This is a genomic window from Pseudomonas sp. NPDC087817 (assembly GCF_044742875.1).
Lineage (GTDB): Bacteria > Pseudomonadota > Gammaproteobacteria > Pseudomonadales > Pseudomonadaceae > Aquipseudomonas.
Genome location: NZ_JBIUVJ010000003.1, coordinates 199,027 through 215,139, shown reverse-complemented (window position 1 = coordinate 215,139; position 16,113 = coordinate 199,027). Strand labels below are relative to the sequence as shown.

Genomic DNA, 16,113 nt, shown 5'->3' with positions numbered 1-16,113 from the left:
TGGCGTAAATAAATAGTGTTGCAGCGCTGACGACGGCCAACAGTATGCATAAAAGGCGCTGTTTACCCGATAACAGCCTTGTTTTCATATGGGTTTATAGGCACAGAGTTGCTTGGGAACACCATCAGGCGTGTTACCTGAGCGAACATCACGATGTGCACCTAAAGCATCAAGGGGGAAGCCAACCTTTTTTTCATAAAACGCCCGACTGTCGTCGTGCGCCATCAAATCACGCTGTTCATCAGTGATCGTGGGTTTTGGTGCCTGCGGTGCCTGTTCTCCAGGAATTTGCGCAGTGGGATCATTCGCCTGCTTGCGATGCGCTGCCAATTTTCGCTGATAGGCAGTCTTCTGACTTCTGTATGCCTCCATTGCCTGGGCATCACTACTCGCCTGCTTACGAATCCCCGGCACGGACTCGCGTTCGGCCGACGTGCCGTAGGTGGTGTCGTAATTGCTGCGTCGTGGAAACGCCCAAACAGTGGTCTGAGTCGAGTTGGCCAGAATCTGCGCCAGACTGCGTTCGTAATGAGGATCTTCGCCCTCATTCACTTTGAAATCGGCGTCGATACCCAAACCGGTACGGCAGGCATACGAGTAAATCTTGGCACCGTAAGCAAATGCCTCGGGCTTGAACATCTGGGCCTGCGCATCACGCAGCCGATAACTGTCGTTTTTATCCAGTTCGTAGCCCAGTTCAATACTGCCCACTACACCGTGGGAGAAAAAATCCAGTTGTTTGATTTCCCGGCCCCGACGTTGCCGGGTGGCAATGAAGTCGACAACACCAGAGATGGAATCCATCTCCCGATACTGCGCACCGTGTTGGTTCTCCACGACGTCTTTCAAAGCCGCCAGCAAGTTATCCGGGTAATCATTCTTGAACACCAGAAATACACGCTGGACAGAGAAGTTAGGAGTACCTGCCGGGTACTTGGTGAGTTGACGGATGCCCTGATTGATAAAGCGCATCTTGTTGCCTTTCTGGCCGCGAACCTTCTCGTATAGCGACATGTAGGATGCCCCCACTACAGTCACATAGTCCTGCGCCAGTGTGCCCTTGACCTGCGTCGTCGCGTGTTGATCGCTCGTCTCGCCCTGTTTCTTGTCCGGTGTCGCCACGTTGAACCTTCCTTAGTAAGCGATGCCCAGTGCATCCAGGTGAGCGGCGGCTTCCTTGCCCCATTGCACGACAATGGACGTCGGGTCGGCGGTGAACACCCGTGCGGCGTTGCCGTGGTTGTCGGTATGGCCGACAAGGCGTTGGCCGTCACCGGTTTCGATGCAAAAGAGCATGTCGGGAATGGCTTCGCCGGTGGTTTCGTCCACCAGTTGGAAGCGTTCGCTGTGTTTGGGGACCGTCACGATCGGAGTGAACGGTGCGGCGCCGGCCTGAGTGCCGACGAAGACGTCGCCAGAGCCGGTGATGATCATGCCGCCGTGGGCGGTGGCACTGCCGAGAAATGCAATGGGTTGGCCATTGATCAGGATATTGCCGATGCCTTCGCTGACCGCATCGCCGCAGGCCGTGGCGTCGCCGACGCGCAGCACCGGCATGCCGTTGATGTTCACATTGGGTGAACCGGCGGTGCTTGCATTGGTGCCGTGGCCGGTTACCGGGCAGGCGTTGAGATCACTGAGTCGGGCGGCAGGTTTTGCCATCATCTACATCCTTGTGAGAGCCAAGCCGCGGAATGTACCGGATCTAGACCAGGGATAAAAGTCTGTCCTTGGCTGCAAGGGGCAAATCCGGCGCAGCGAACGAGGCTGCCAGCAACTCTCGCGTATAAGGATGGCGCGCCTCGCGAAACAGTTCATCCGTCGCGCCACGCTCCACCACCTCGCCGTCCTTCATCACAATCAAGTCATGCGCCAGCGCCCGCACCACCGCCAGATCGTGGCTGATGAACAGGTAGGTCAAGCCGTGTTCCTCCTGCAATCGCCGCAACAACCCAACGATCTGCTTTTGCACCGTACGATCGAGCGCCGAGGTCGGTTCATCCAGCAGGATCAGGTCCGGTTTGAGCACCAGTGCGCGGGCGATGGCGATGCGTTGTCGCTGACCGCCGGAAAACTCATGGGGATAGCGATGACGCGTTGCAGGGTCGAGGCCGACTTCGCGGAGCACATCGATCACCGCCTGCTCGCGCTCGCCAGCGTTCAAATCACTGTGCACGCGTAATCCTTCGGCGATGATCTGCTCCACGCAAAGACGCGGGCTGAGACTGCCGAACGGATCCTGAAATACCACTTGCAGGCGTTTGCGCAGGGGTCGCAGTTGCTTGCCGCTCAGTTGCTCCAGCGCCTCGCCCTGAAAGCGAATCTGGCCGTCGGCATCGATCAGACGCAGGATCGCCTGCCCCAGAGTGGATTTGCCGGAACCTGACTCGCCGACAATCCCCAGGGTCTTGCCCCGCTGCAGCGTCAGGCCAATCCCCTTCACTGCCTCCAGATAAGTCCTGGGCCGCAGCCAGCCGCCGCCCAGCCGAAAGCGCACATTGAGATCACTCACCTGCAACAGATCTTCTGCCGCATCGCGACAAAGCGCCGTACCCCCCGGTTCGGCATTGAGCAATTCAATGCTGTAAGGATGCTGCGGTGCACTGAACAATTGTTCGCAAGGCGCCTGCTCGACAATCAGACCGCCGCGCATCACTGCCACGCGCTGAGCGATAGTGCGCACCAGATTAAGGTCATGGCTGATGATCAACAGCGCCATGCCCAGACGCGTCTGCAACTGCTTCAACAGCAGCAGAATCTTGCGCTGCACAGTCACGTCCAGCGCTGTGGTCGGCTCGTCGGCGATCAGCAATTGCGGTTCGCACGCCAGCGCCATCGCGATCATCACCCGTTGCCGCTGGCCACCGGAAAGTTGATGCGGATACGCCTTCAGCCGTTCGCGTGGGCGCTGAATGCCGACCAGTTCCAACAGTTCAAGAATACGAGCGCGGGCAGCCGCGCCGGCCAGCCCCTTGTGCAGGGCAAGGCTTTCACCGAGTTGCCGTTCGATGGTGTGCAGCGGGTTCAACGAGCTCATCGGCTCCTGAAAAATCATCGCGATGCGATTGCCGCGCAGTTGCCGCAGATAACGCTCATGCACGCCCAGCAACTCTTCACCGGCGTAACGAATGCTGCCGTCGATCCGAGTGATGGCCGGGTCGAGCAGTTGCAGGATGCTGTGTGCCGTTACCGATTTGCCGGAACCGGACTCGCCCACCAGTGCCAGGCATTCACCGGGACGGATGTCGAGGTTGATACCGTGCACCACTTTCTGGCCATTGAAGGCCACTCGCAGGTCGCGTATTTCGATCAGGTTATCGCTCATTTTCAGGTCCTTGGATCAAACGCGTCGCGACAGGCTTCGCCGATAAAAACAAGCAAGGAAAGGATCAGCGCCAGCGCGAAAAACGCGGTCAAGCCAAGCCATGGCGCTTGCAGATTGTTTTTGCCCTGGCCAATCAGTTCCCCCAGTGAGGCGCTGCCGGCCGGCATGCCAAAACCGAGAAAATCCAGTGCGGACAACGTCGCAATCGCGCCGGTAAGAATGAACGGCAGGTAGGTCAACGTCGCGCTCATGGCATTGGGCAAGATGTGCCGGACGATCACCTGCGCATCACCCACCCCCAGTGCCCGTGCGGCTTTCACGTACTCAAGCCCGCGGCTGCGAAGGAATTCGGCGCGCACCACATCAACCAGACTGAGCCAGGAAAACAGCGCCATGATCCCCAGCAACCACCAGAAATTCGGCTCGACGAACCCAGACAGAATGATCAGCAGATACAACACCGGCAGCCCCGACCACACCTCCAGCAAGCGTTGCCCGATGAGGTCGACCCAACCACCGTAGTAGCCCTGCAACGCACCGGCCGCGATGCCGATCAGCGCGCTGGCGACGGTCAGAGCCAAGGCAAACAACAGCGACACCCGCGCACCGAAGATCACCCGTGCCAGCACATCCCGCGCCTGATCGTCGGTGCCCAGCCAGTTTTCGCTACTCGGCGGGCTCGGCGCCGGTTCCGTGAGGTCGTAATTGACCGTGTCGAAACCGAACGGGATCGGCGCGAACCACATCCGCCCGCCCTGCCCCTCGATCAACTGACGCACCTGCGCGCTGCGATAGTCCGGCTGAAACGGCAGTTCGCCGGCAAAGTCCTGCTCGGTGTAGCGCTTGAACGCCGGGAAGTACCAGTCGCCCTGATAGCTCACCAACAGCGGCTTGTCATTGGCGACCAGTTCGCCGCCCAGGCTCAGGCCGAACAGCGCGAGAAACAGCCACAACGACCACCAGCCGCGCCGATGCGCCCTGAACCGCGCCCAGCGACGCTGGCCGATAGGAGATAACGTCAGCATCAGGCAGCCCTCGCAGTGAAGTCGATGCGCGGGTCGACCAGCGTGTAGCACAGGTCGCCGAGCAGCTTTATCAGCAGGCCGAACAGGGTGAAGATGAACAGCGAACCGAACACCACCGGATAGTCGCGCGACACCGCCGCTTCGTAGCTGAGACGGCCAAGGCCATCGAGGGAGAAGATCACTTCGATCAGCAGCGAACCGCCAAAGAACACAGTGACCAAGGCCTGAGGCAATCCGGCAACCACCAGCAGCATCGCATTGCGAAACACATGGCCGTACAACACCTGCCGCTCACTCAAACCCTTGGCCCGCGCGGTGACCACATACAGCCGTGAGATTTCATTGAGAAAGCTGTTCTTGGTGAGGATTGTCAGCGTGGCAAAACCGCCGATCACCAGTGCTGTCACCGGAAGCACCAGATGCCAGAAGTAATCGGCAATCTTGCCCCACAGCGACAGCTCGGCGAAGTTGTCCGAGACCAGCCCGCGCACCGGAAACCAGTCCAGCGCCGTGCCGCCGGCAAACACCACGATCAGCAGCAGCGCAAACAGAAACCCTGGCATCGCGTAACCGATAATGATCGCCGCACTGCTCCAGACATCGAACGCCGAGCCGTTGTGCACGGCCTTGCGAATGCCCAGCGGAATCGACACAAGATAAGTGATCAAGGTCGCCCACAAGCCTAGCGACAAGGTCACCGGCAGCTTCTGCCAGATCAGCTCAGTGACGCTCGCCCCGCGAAAAAAACTCTGCCCGAAATCCAGTTGCGCGTAGTTCTTGAGCAGCAGCCACAAACGCTCGCTGGCAGGCTTGTCAAAGCCATACTGGCGCTCGATGTCGGCCACCAGTTGCGGATCAAGGCCGCGAGTCGCGCGGGATTCGCCGCCGACGCTCTCGACATGGCTGGAGCCTACCGCAGCCCCGACGCCAATCCCCTGTAGCCGCGCAATGGCTTGCTCCACCGGGCCACCCGGTGCGGCTTGAACGATGACGAAATTGACCAGCAGAATCGCCAGTAACGTCGGCACGATCAGCAGCAGGCGTCGCAGGCTATAACCCCACATGGGCGTACTCCTTTTGCTGGTTTTGCATCTGGGTCGAGGTCAGCGCCGTGGGACTGATTTCCCACCAGGTGTCGAGGCCGGCGTCGTACAGCGGCGCAATCGCCGGGCGACCGAAACGGTTCCACCAAACGGTGGAAAGGCCCGGCGGGTAATAGTTGGGCACCCAGTAATACCCCCACTGCAACACCCGATCCAGGGCACGGGCGTGACGCAGCAGGCTTTCGCGGTTATCGGCCTGTACCAGCCCTTCGAGCAGCGCGTCGACTGTCGGATCGCGCAGCGTCATGTAGTTGTTCGAACCCGGATCGTCGGCCCCGTCGGCGCCAAAGAAATTGAACATCTCGCGCCCCGGCGCCTGACTCACCGGGTAACCGACGACGATCATGTCGTAGTCGCGATTGCGCACGCGGTTGGTGTACTGCGCAGTGTCGACCTGACGGATATCGAAGCCGATGCCGATCTGCGCCAGATTGCGCTTGAACGGCAGCAGCAAGCGTTCGAAGCCCTTCTGGCCATTGAGAAAAGTGAACTGCAGGGGTTCGCCTTTGGCGTTGACCAACTGATCACCCTGGGGTTTCCAGCCAGCCGCCTCCAGCAGTTTCAACGCTTGCAGTTGTTCGGCGCGGATGTTGCCGCTGCCATCGGTTTTCGGCGCCTCGAAGACCTGGGTGAAAACCTCGTCGGGAATCTTGCCGCGCAACGGCTCAAGGATTTTCAGTTCCTCGGCATCAGGCAGTTCGGTGGCCGACAAGGCGCTGTGTGAAAAGTAGCTGCGCTGACGCAAGTACATGCTGCGCATCATCTGCCGGTTGGTCCATTCGAAATCCCAGAGCATGGCGATTGCCTGCCGTACCCGGCGGTCCTGAAACTGCGGCTTTTGCAGATTGAACACAAAACCCTGCGTGCCTTGGGCCGCGCCGGGTGCGAGGTGCTCACGGCGCAATCTGCCCTGTTCCAGCGCCGCGCCGGCATAGCCGATGGTGAAACTGGTCGCCGAGAACTCACGGTTGTAGTCGAAGCCGCCGGCCTTCAGCACCTGACGCGCGACGTCGGTGTCGGCGAAGAATTCCACGCTCAAATGATCGAAGTTATACAGACCGCGAGTGATCGGCAGATCCTTGGCCCACCAGTCCGTGATCCGTTGAAATTTCACGCTGCGTCCGGCATCCACCGCACTGATTCGATAGGGGCCACTGCCCGGCGGAATCTCGAAACCGCCACCGTCGGCGAAGTTACGGGTGCGCCACCAATGCTCGGGTAGCACCGGCAGCGTCGCCAGATCCAGCGGCAAGGTGCGGCTGTCATTGTTCTTGAAAATGAAACGCACCTGAGTCGGCGACTCCACCTGCACTTCAGCGACGTCACGAAACTGCTGGCGGTATTTGAGACTGCCCTGGGTGGTCAGCAACTCGAAGGTGTAGCGCACGTCTTCGGCGGTGATCGGCGAGCCGTCTTCAAAACGTGCGTGAGGGTTCAGATAGAAACGCAGCCAGCGCCGATCGGCGTCCAGCTCCATCTGCTGCGCCACCAGACCATAAACGCTGTAGGGCTCATCCTTGCTGCGATAGGCCAGCGGCGCGTAAAGCCAGCCGTCGACATCCGCCACGCCGGTGCCTTTGTCGATGTAGGGAATCAGATGATCGAACGGTCCGCTTTCCAGCGAAGACCGGCGCAGTGTGCCGCCCTTGGGTGCGTCGGGGTTGGCGTAGGCCAGGTGCTGGAAGTCGGCGGCGTACTTGGGGGCTTCGCCGTAGACGGTGAGCGCCGGTTGTGGGGTCGCCCAACCGAACGGCGTTAAAAGCACACAGGCGCTGAATAAAATGAGTCTGGAGAACATTGGCAGATCCCTTTTTACGGTGCTGCTAATGGCCTCATTGCTGGCAAGCCAGCTCCCACAGGTTTTCTGCTGCTCGCGAATTCCTGTGCAAGCTGGCTTGCCAGCGATGAGGCCCTGGCAATCACTACACAACCTGCCTACCTGTGATGTGCAACAGGCCGGCGATTTTTATAGGGCAGGCTTTAGATCAATCAGTGACTAAAACCCGCTAACACTGACCATTTTTAAAACTTGTAACTGACCCGCGTGTACAGCGTCCGCCCGAACGGGTCGCCATATTTCGGGTCGTAGCCGCTCTGGAAGGTGTAGGTCTGGTTACTGAACGGCGGCTCGCGGTCGAACAGGTTTTTCGCGCCGAGGGTTACGCTCAGGGTCTTGCGCCAGGTGTAGGTGCCGGCGAGGTCCCAGACGTTGTATGAGCCAACGTAGTCGTGGGACTCGCGATCCGAATCGTGATAACCGCTGGTGTAACGGTTGGTCAGCGCCACCCCGTACGGGCCGTAATTCCAGCTGCCGGTCAGGCTGTGCCGCCAGCGGGCCACGGCGCCGGCCGAGGCGAAGTCACCGCCACGGAAATCGCCTAGCTTGTCGATGTAATCGCCCTTGAGCTGTTGCTGATAGTCATAGCGGGTGACGTAAGTGCCTTGCAGACCGATGCCGAAATTGCCGTACGGGGTAGTCGGCAGGCGATAGTCGAAACTGACGTCGACGCCGTTGGTCTTGATCTTGCCAAGGTTGGCCAGACCGGTGACGACGTGGTCAATGGAGCCATCAGGCTTGCGGATCAGGCGATCCGGGTACAGCTCGGGATTTTCAAACACCGCCGATTCGGGAAACTCGGCGATCTGATTGGCGATGTCGATCCACCAGAAATCCAGCCCGGCCGTCAGGCGTTCGAACGGCTGATAGACAAAACCGAGTGTGACGTTACGCGCAGTCTCCGGACTCAGGTCGGTGTTGCCACCGCTGGTACGGTTGAACTGCTGCGCGCAGTCGCGGTTGGCGATGCCGCCGTTGCTCGGGTTGCCGCCAGCGCACAGGCGCGGGTCGTTGTAGTTGGCGTTGGTGAACGTCGTGAAGTTCGGGTTGTACAGTTCATACAGCGACGGCGCACGGAAACCTTCGCTGTAGGCACCGCGCACCACCAGTTCCTTGAACGGCTGGAAGCGGAACGAATATTTCGGGTTGGTGGTGCTGCCGAAATCACTGTACTTGTCGTGGCGCACGGCGGCAGACAGTTCCAGGCTGTCGAGTACCGGCACGTTGACCTCGGCGTACTCGGCCGAGACGCTGCGATCCCCGGCCACGCTGCCGTTCGGGTCGACACCGAGGCTTTGCACATCACCGGCGAATTGGGCGAAATCCTGATGGAAGTCTTCCTTGCGGTACTCACCTCCCAAGGCCAGAGCTGAGGGACCGGCACCAAACCAGTCGCCAATCTCGCGGCTGATCCGCCCGTCGATTGCCTTCACACGCCCGACCGCCGTGGCGTAATCGCCGTCCACCGCATTGGCCGCTAACAGCGCGGAACCGGCGGCGGTCTGTGGACCGAACGGGTTGATCACGCCATTGGCAATGCCGGCGCTGACAGCGCGGTCATTCACGTAGCCGCTTTGAATGGTGTTGACCACTTTGTTCTGGTTGTACGAGGCACCGACGTTGTAGTCCCAGCCCACCAGCGTGCCGTCAAAACTCAGCAGCAAACGCTGACCGGTGTTGTCGTCCTCATGCTGACGCGCCCCCACTGCGGTTTCTCGCCAATTCACATCGACCGGTTGTGTCGGGTCGAGGGCAAAACCGTTCGGCCCCGGGGTGATGCCGTTACCTGGATAGAACGTGGTACCGGGATTGACCTGATTGCCCATCAACGTACCCGGACCAATCTGCGTGCGGTTTTCATTGCGTGCCCAGAAGTATTCGAGGCTGACGTTGTGATCGTCCGACAGCTTGCCGGTGGCTTTGGCGAAGGCCGAGGTCTTTTCGGTTTCCGGCACCAGATCGAGATAGTTCCACAGGCTCTGGCGGCAAATACCGTTGCGCGAGAGCAAACCGGGCGCGTTGCAACCGGAACCGGCCAACGGGTTGGTGGCGTTGCTGCCCTGACTCCAGTTGGCCGGCGAGGCGGTGCCGGAGGTGTAATCGAGGCCGCGATTGGGCTGGTAGTTGTAGGTGTAACCACGGTCCTCGGCGGCCAGCCGCTGCTGTTTGTCGTAACTGACCACGCCGAACACGTTGAAGCGATCATCCTGCAAATCACCAAAACCCCAGCTGCCGCTGAAATTACGGCTTTCGCCACCACCGGAATGTGTCGGTGTGTCGTAATTGGTGCTGATCTGGCCTTCGGTGAGACTGGTCTTGGTGATGAAGTTGATCACCCCGCCAATCGCATCGGTGCCGTACAAAGCCGACGCGCCGTCGCGCAGCACTTCCACCCGGTCGATCGCGGCGAACGGAATGGTATTGAGATCAACGCCAGATCCGTTGATCGCGTTGGTGGCGTTGTTACTCAGGCGCCGACCGTTGAGCAACACCAGCGTCTTGTTCGGGCCGATCCCGCGCAGATCCGCGTAAGACGCCCCGCCACTGCTCGACCCCACCGAGCGCCCGGAGCCGACCGAAGACTGGTTGGCGGAAATGCGACTGACCAGCTCTTCCGTGGTGGTGACGCCCTGCTCGCGCAACTCTTCGACGCGCAGAATCGTCACTGGCACTGCGGTTTCTGCATCGACCCGACGAATCGCCGTGCCGGTGACTTCGACACGCTGCAGCTGTGTGGTCGGCTCGGTCACAGTGCTCTCGGCGGCAATCGCCGGCAGCGTGTTGATTGCCAGCAGCAAAGCCAGGCTCAAAGGGGATTTAACGGGTGAAAAATGGATCATGAACAGCCATCCCTGCGTTTTGGTTTATGCAGGGATGTGCGATGACGAATAAGGATTTATAGGGTTGGTGTTAGACCGTTGGGTGATGAGGTTATGCAAAAAACTAAATCCGCACAGATCATGCCGATGCCATCTCCCTGAGTAACCGGGTATCCAGTCCAAACCGCTCTTGAGAGACCATTTTGAACTGCCCCTCCGCCAGTTCGCAGCTCACCAGTAGATTCCACGAGTGCCGGGTTGCCGCGGAGGGGATCAGCACAAACGGATGTTCAGCCAGTAAAGCGTCGGCAAAATCCCGTTGATTGGGTGAAGGCCGCGCAGGGCTCAACCAGTAAGGATTCGGCACTTCCTCCGGCTGCACCACTCTGACCTTGGCGTCGCTGATGACCTCGAAACAGGTCAGTACATAAGGCTCACTGTCCAGCACATCAAAACTGTGATTGGCTGCCACTTCCAGAATGGCCGACGACGGGTCGACCGATGCATAAACCACTCGCCGACCGGGGGCATTCCATCGTCCCCCGTTCAGCTTTGAACCAATCCCGCTGTCCCAGGTGCATCCGTAGACTTCCGGGTCCAGCCGCCAGGCATACCACTGCCCGTCCCACGGCAATGGATTCATTGGTGGACTCCGTAGATGATTTGCCCAAGGTACTGCTCCACCATCTGGAAACCCAGTGAATGCCGGGTCAGTTCCGACGGCACGTAACCGTTCAGGTAGGGGGTGGGCTGCTGCAGCCACTCTTCTGCCTTTGATTGACGCCCAAATGCCCGAATAGCCATCTGCAACACCAAGGCATACTGGTAGGCGACGACACTCTGATGCGGGTCAAGCCGTACCGACAAGCCTTCCTTCATGAGCCTGCGCACGGTTCGGACAGATTTGCCGGTGATACGTTTGACCATCTCGCCTTGCTGGTACAGCTCGGAAGTGGACAGCATGTTGACGACGTCGCTGAGCTCAAAGCCCTGTTCTGTCAGCTCGACGATCAAAGTGGCATCGTCACCGACGTTCTGACCATGCACGAGTATGTCGACAGGTTTGCCTTCGACTTTTTTCAACCCCGTGAGTCGAGGCGTTTTCGCTGCGGGCATCGCGACATCCTCCATGGGGCATCGGGCGCGATCGTCGCGCCAGTAATGGCGAGGGGAATACGTTGGGGTTTCGATCTCGATGTGTGGGGTTCGCATCATTCATCCTTTGTCTGGGGTCTGAGCGTTCGAGCCGCTCAGCGACTTCAATGTCATGACTGATGCTATAGATCGCGCTTCCGACGACCAACCTGAAAAAGTCGTCGGAAATATCCCCTACCCGTCGCAAAACCCTGCCTTTTCCGTAGGACGTAAACGCGAGGCATCCTGCCATCAGCTGCCGAAGTGATAACTCACATCCAGCCACCACTGACGCCCGTACGGGTCGTAGTTGCCGGTCGGGTAATAAGGCCAGCCTGCGGAATCGTCGTGTTTGATCTGATTGAGCACGTTGTTCACGGTCAGACCGACACTCGCCCGGTCATTGAGTTTGTAGCGCGCACTGGCGTTGAACACTGTCCACGGCGACAGACGCCCATCCCCCGCGCCATTGGTGACGGAGCCGTAGCGAATGCCCATCAGCGTCGCCGTGGCTTGCTGATAGTCCCAGGTCAGGCTGGCGTTGACCTTGCTGCGCCAGTCGTAGTTGGTGCGCGAGGTGCGCCAATCCTGGGTTGGGGCCTCATCGGATTCCTTGTAGTAATGCGACAGCACCAGGGTGTAGCCCAGCGTCGAGCTGAACGCACCGTACTGGCCGGCGCCCCAGCGAATGTTGCTCTTGAAGTCCAGACCGCTGACCCGCTCGCTGGCAGCGTTGATCGCATTCACCCGCACGCGCTGCAATTGGTTCGGGTCGACAGCGGCGTTGCCGGCATTGCGGTCGATACGCGCCAGCGTCGACTGGCAGTTGGCCGAGTTGATGTCCTGGGTGCCATTGCGGCATTCGTTCTCCTGCTGCAACAAGCGGTTTTCGTCGACCGTGGTCAGCAGGTCATCGATTTCCACACGCCAGAAATCCGTGGAGAAATCGAAGTTACGCGACGGCGACCAGACAAAACCATAGGTCCACGATTTGCCGCGTTCGGATTCAAGGTCGGCGGTGCCACTTTGCGTGTAGTCGACCCGCCCGCGATCACAGGCGCCCTCCACGCCCTGGCTGCAACCGTAGTAGTCGATCTGTGCCGGGTAGTAACCGTTGCTGTCGGACTGATAGATGTAGTTCAGGTCCGGCGCGCGGAAACTGGTGCCATAACTGCCGCGCAACAACAGGCTGGTAACGGGCCGCCATTCAAGCCCAAGGTTGTAGGTCTTCTGTTGCTCGGTGCGGCCGCTGAATTTGTATTGGTCCCAGCGCCCCGCTGCGGTCGCCAGAATCGTGTCGGTGAGCGGAATGCTGAACTCGCCGCCCGCCGCATAACGCTTGCGCGAACCGCCGGAGCTTTGCGCGGGAGACACGCCATAGAACGTGCCATCGTTAAGGCCGTCATCCGGGTCGACACGGTATTCCTGCTTGCCCGCCTCCAGCACGCCGGCAAATCCCACCGGGCCTGCCGGCAGATCAAACAGATCGCCATTGACCGAGGCGTTGTAACTGGTCGACACCGATTTGCTGCTCTGGGTCAGGTTGCTGCGAAACTGCTGCCACTCCTGCGGCGTCAGCGGCCGATCAAGGCGCGATGCGTCCGGGGCGAATACCGGGTAACCGCCGCTGGTACCCAGTTGCGGGCCGAGGTAGAAATCCTGAATCGATGACAGCGGCGTGTAGCGGGTTGTCCGCACGCTGCGATATTCCGAGCGGTTGGCCGCCAGATCGTAGCGCCAGCCAGTGTCGGCAATCTTGTCGGAAAGACCGAGGGTGCCGGTCCACGAAGTGTCGCGCCACTTGCTGTTATTGCTGGTGCGCCCACCGATTTCCTCTTCGCCGTAGCGTCGATACCAGCGCTCCAGATTGCCGCTGTTCTGGTTGATGAAATCCGGCGAAGTGAAGGTCGGGCCGCGGGTGTTGTTCTGGATGTGGTCGAGGCCGTACATCAAGTCGGCAAACACCTCTCCGCTGTCGCTGAAGTGCCAGGTGCCGCGGCTGTAGCCGTCGTAGTTTTCCTTTTGCGTCTGGATTGTCCAGTAATCGTTGTACATCTGATCGGTGCGGCAGCGGCCACCACTGTTGACCAGTTTGTTGTCGAAGGTGCCCTGATAGGCACCGCACCCCGGCCCCAGATAACGGCTATCAGTCAGGTCGCGGCGATAACCGACGTCCGCCAGCGGGCCGCTTTGCATGAAGCCACGGTCGTCGGCCCAGATCGGGTCGCGGTGGGTCAGCTCCAGGCCGAACAGACCGTCGAAATCGCCCCAGCTGCCACCGCCACTGATCTGCAAGCGCTGATTGTCGCCACCGCCACGCTCTGTCGTGCCGCCCTTGAGGTTGACGTCGACACCGTTGATTTGCTTTTTGAGGATGATGTTGACCACCCCGGCAATCGCATCCGAGCCGTAGATCGCCGAGGCGCCGCTGCTGAGGATTTCGATGCGTTCGATGACCGCCGACGGAATGTTCGCAAGGTTGGTGAAATTGACCTTGCCATCGTACGGCGTCGGGTAATCGGCGACGCGCCGGCCGTTGATCAGCACCAGCGTGTGATTGGGGCCGAGGCCGCGCAGGTTCAGCGCACTCGCCGCCGGTTGCCAGGTGTTGCCGTAATCCTCGCCTTGGGTCATGCCGGTGTTTTGCGTCTGGGTCGCCAAGGCGTCGTAGACGTTTTTATAGCCGCGCGCTTCCATTTCCTCGTGGGTGATGACGTTGACTGGTGTCGCACCGTCGCTCTGTGCGCGGGCAATGCGCGAGCCGGTGACGGTGACTTTCTCCATGCGGTAATCGGCGCTGGTGGTGGGTGCCACAGTGGTGACTTTTGCCGGTACGGAAGTCACGGCTTCGCCTTCGCGGATGCTCAGTCCCTGAGCGCTCTGCTCGACTTGCAGACCGCTGCCGAGCAATGCCTTCTCCACCGCTTGGCGACCACCCAATGCCCCGCGTACGGCGCTGCTGCGTTTGCCCTGCACCAGATTCTGGCTGAAGGAAATCGGCACGCCGGTCTGCCGCGAGATATCCAGCAGCACCTCGTCGAGCGGGCCGCTGGCAATGTCGAAGGTGAACACAGTGGCAGCCGGTTGCTGGGCGAAAACGTTCAATGGACTGATGCCCATCGCCAACGCAGCGGCGAGGGTCAGTCGAGGTAATTGTTGTTTGAATGAGAACATCGAGGGGCTTCCCTGTTGAAGGCGTCTGCAGGGAATGAGCAGCGGGCCGGCACTTTTTATAGGTCGGCAATTAGGCCAAGAAGTCATATCCCTATAACCGAATTTGATGCATCCCTTTATCTGGACTCACCTCCCCCTCGGCAGCTCCTACACAGCCGGGCGGTGTATTTACGAGCGCGGTTCGATGCTGACCCAGTAAGGGTTGTGCCAGGTGACGCGGATCGGCAGTGAATGCTCCAGCAACTGCAGCGTCTGGTCACTGTCGTCCAGCGGATAGAGGCCGCTCAAGCGCAAGTCGGCAACCTCTGGGCTCACATGCAAAATGCCGCGACGGTAACGGCGCAAGCTGTCGATGACCTCGCTCAACGGACGGTCACGAACTTCCAGCCGTCCTTGCACCCACGCACTTTCATGGCCTTTGTTGCGTTGCAGACTGAGGATGTTCTGGCTGTTGAACAGCAGGTTCTCCCCCGCCTCCACCACTTGTCGCGCGCCGCCCGAGGTGACCACTTCGACCTGCGAATGGAGCATCACCAAACGCGTGGCATCCTCGCCCTGCTCGACGAGAAATTTCGTCCCCATTGCGCGCATCCGACCGTGTTCGGTCTCGACCACAAACGGTCGCGCCGGATCCTTGGCCACGTCCACCAGCAACTCCCCGCTGCGCAGCGCGAGCAAGCGTTGATGAGCATCGAACACAGGCAGCACACGACTGCGCGCGTTGAGCGTCAATGCACTGCCGTCTTCCAGGGTGAAATCACGCCGCTCACCGGTGCCAGTTGCCAATTCGCCCACCTCCGGCAACCAGCCATAGCGCCGTCCGAGCAACCCGGCCAGCAGCGCAACACCGAGCACGCTCAAGCTGCCGCTGATAAAGCGGCGGCGGCTCGATGGTGCGTTAAGGCTGTGCAGCAGACTGTTGCGCGGCAGCCCGCGCAGGCTCGGATTACGCAGCAGGCTCAGACCGCCGCCCATTTGCTCGATGATCTGTTGGTGTCGTGGATCGGCCGTGCGCCAGGCGTCGAACGCGGCGCGCTCGCCCAGGCTGACTTCGCCCGATTGCAATAACGCCATCCATTGCGCCGCTTCATCGATCACCGCTTCGTCGGCCCTCATGCCTGCATCGCCTGATAGCAACGTTTGAACGCCTCGACCATGTACTGCTGCACGCGACTGGTGGAAACCCCAAGGCGTTCGCCGATTTCGCTGTAGGTCAGACCGTCGAGTTGGTGGTAGAGAAACGCCGCTTTGGCTTTCGCCGATAGGCCGTTGAGCAAACGATCGACCGCCAGCAATGCCTCGATCACCAGCGCGCGTTCTTCCGGCGAGGGATGCACCGGTTCCGGTGCCAGCGCCAGGCTTTCCAGATAGGCGCGCTCCAGGTCCTGACGGCGCCAGCCCTCGTACACCAGACGCCGGGCGATGGTGGTCAACAACGCACGCGGCTCGCGGATCGCCGTCGGGTCCGGCAATGCCAAAACCCGTAAAAAGGTTTCCGAAGCGATGTCCTGCGCACTGTACGGGCAGCCCAGCGTGCGGCCGACGGCAGCGCACAGCCAGCGATAGTCCTTTTGGAACATCTGCCCGATGATCTGGTAATGCGGGTTATGCCCACCCATGTCCTGCTCCCTGAAACGGGCTCCACCCGCTGCGAAAAACCATCGTTCTGCCGGGATCGTCCGGCTCTGATCAGGCG

The 16,113-nt window shown here is 60.1% G+C and carries 12 protein-coding genes; all 12 read right to left on the bottom strand.

Annotation, left to right across the window (positions count from 1 at the left end; translation table 11 throughout):
* Positions 1 to 84 precede the first annotated feature (84 nt).
* Positions 85 to 1,122 (bottom strand): hypothetical protein, encoded by a 1,038-nt coding sequence (locus ACIONG_RS04655; RefSeq protein WP_103302370.1) that lies wholly within the window; start codon positions 1,120 to 1,122, stop codon positions 85 to 87.
* 12 nt (positions 1,123 to 1,134) lie between these two features.
* Complete coding sequence (locus ACIONG_RS04650; RefSeq protein ID WP_103302371.1) at positions 1,135 to 1,662, bottom strand: PAAR domain-containing protein; 528 nt, start codon at positions 1,660 to 1,662, stop codon at positions 1,135 to 1,137.
* Positions 1,663 to 1,705: 43 nt separating this feature from the next.
* Positions 1,706 to 3,325, bottom strand: coding sequence for an ABC transporter ATP-binding protein (locus ACIONG_RS04645; RefSeq protein WP_103302372.1), 1,620 nt, complete (start codon positions 3,323 to 3,325; stop codon positions 1,706 to 1,708).
* A gap of 2 nt (positions 3,326 to 3,327) precedes the next feature.
* Positions 3,328 to 4,350 (bottom strand): ABC transporter permease, encoded by a 1,023-nt coding sequence (locus ACIONG_RS04640; RefSeq protein ID WP_401297050.1) that lies wholly within the window; start codon positions 4,348 to 4,350, stop codon positions 3,328 to 3,330.
* Positions 4,350 to 5,414 carry a microcin C ABC transporter permease YejB gene (locus ACIONG_RS04635; RefSeq protein WP_315446978.1) on the bottom strand — a complete coding sequence of 355 codons (1,065 nt, stop codon included), beginning with the start codon at positions 5,412 to 5,414 and terminating at the stop codon, positions 4,350 to 4,352. The genes ACIONG_RS04640 and ACIONG_RS04635 overlap by 1 nt, the downstream gene beginning before the upstream one ends.
* Complete coding sequence (locus ACIONG_RS04630; protein ID WP_401297048.1) at positions 5,401 to 7,251, bottom strand: extracellular solute-binding protein; 1,851 nt, start codon at positions 7,249 to 7,251, stop codon at positions 5,401 to 5,403. Before ACIONG_RS04630 ends, ACIONG_RS04635 begins: the two co-directional genes overlap by 14 nt.
* A 224-nt stretch (positions 7,252 to 7,475) precedes the next feature.
* Entirely contained in the window at positions 7,476 to 10,130 is a 2,655-nt protein-coding gene (locus tag ACIONG_RS04625; protein WP_212809161.1) for a TonB-dependent receptor, read from the bottom strand.
* Positions 10,131 to 10,248: 118 nt separating this feature from the next.
* A complete protein-coding gene (locus ACIONG_RS04620) occupies positions 10,249 to 10,752 on the bottom strand; it encodes an RES family NAD+ phosphorylase (protein ID WP_103302377.1) in 504 nt (167 codons plus the stop codon).
* Complete coding sequence (locus ACIONG_RS04615; protein WP_401297193.1) at positions 10,749 to 11,225, bottom strand: antitoxin Xre/MbcA/ParS toxin-binding domain-containing protein; 477 nt, start codon at positions 11,223 to 11,225, stop codon at positions 10,749 to 10,751. Before ACIONG_RS04615 ends, ACIONG_RS04620 begins: the two co-directional genes overlap by 4 nt.
* A gap of 270 nt (positions 11,226 to 11,495) precedes the next feature.
* The gene (locus ACIONG_RS04610) at positions 11,496 to 14,417 is read right to left on the bottom strand and encodes a TonB-dependent receptor domain-containing protein (protein WP_401297045.1); all 2,922 of its coding nucleotides are present in this window, start codon (positions 14,415 to 14,417) and stop codon (positions 11,496 to 11,498) included.
* Positions 14,418 to 14,585: 168 nt separating this feature from the next.
* Positions 14,586 to 15,533, bottom strand: a complete 948-nt coding sequence (locus tag ACIONG_RS04605) for a FecR domain-containing protein (protein ID WP_401297044.1) — start codon at positions 15,531 to 15,533, stop codon at positions 14,586 to 14,588.
* Complete coding sequence (locus ACIONG_RS04600; RefSeq protein ID WP_401297042.1) at positions 15,530 to 16,036, bottom strand: sigma-70 family RNA polymerase sigma factor; 507 nt, start codon at positions 16,034 to 16,036, stop codon at positions 15,530 to 15,532. The genes ACIONG_RS04605 and ACIONG_RS04600 overlap by 4 nt, the downstream gene beginning before the upstream one ends.
* Positions 16,037 to 16,113: the final 77 nt, after the last annotated feature.

What these genes read in the sequence shown, in the direction of transcription:
- ACIONG_RS04650 (WP_103302371.1), bottom strand. Translation starts at nt 1,662, where the DNA reads ATGGCAAAACCTGCCGCCCGACTCAGTGATCTCAACGCCTGCCCGGTA.
- ACIONG_RS04645 (WP_103302372.1), bottom strand. Translation starts at nt 3,325, where the DNA reads ATGAGCGATAACCTGATCGAAATACGCGACCTGCGAGTGGCCTTCAAT.
- ACIONG_RS04640 (WP_401297050.1), bottom strand. Translation starts at nt 4,350, where the DNA reads ATGCTGACGTTATCTCCTATCGGCCAGCGTCGCTGGGCGCGGTTCAGG.
- ACIONG_RS04635 (WP_315446978.1), bottom strand. Translation starts at nt 5,414, where the DNA reads ATGTGGGGTTATAGCCTGCGACGCCTGCTGCTGATCGTGCCGACGTTA.
- ACIONG_RS04630 (WP_401297048.1), bottom strand. Translation starts at nt 7,251, where the DNA reads ATGTTCTCCAGACTCATTTTATTCAGCGCCTGTGTGCTTTTAACGCCG.
- ACIONG_RS04625 (WP_212809161.1), bottom strand. Translation starts at nt 10,130, where the DNA reads ATGATCCATTTTTCACCCGTTAAATCCCCTTTGAGCCTGGCTTTGCTG.
- ACIONG_RS04620 (WP_103302377.1), bottom strand. Translation starts at nt 10,752, where the DNA reads ATGAATCCATTGCCGTGGGACGGGCAGTGGTATGCCTGGCGGCTGGAC.
- ACIONG_RS04615 (WP_401297193.1), bottom strand. Translation starts at nt 11,225, where the DNA reads ATGCCCGCAGCGAAAACGCCTCGACTCACGGGGTTGAAAAAAGTCGAA.
- ACIONG_RS04610 (WP_401297045.1), bottom strand. Translation starts at nt 14,417, where the DNA reads ATGTTCTCATTCAAACAACAATTACCTCGACTGACCCTCGCCGCTGCG.
- ACIONG_RS04605 (WP_401297044.1), bottom strand. Translation starts at nt 15,533, where the DNA reads ATGAGGGCCGACGAAGCGGTGATCGATGAAGCGGCGCAATGGATGGCG.
- ACIONG_RS04600 (WP_401297042.1), bottom strand. Translation starts at nt 16,036, where the DNA reads ATGGGTGGGCATAACCCGCATTACCAGATCATCGGGCAGATGTTCCAA.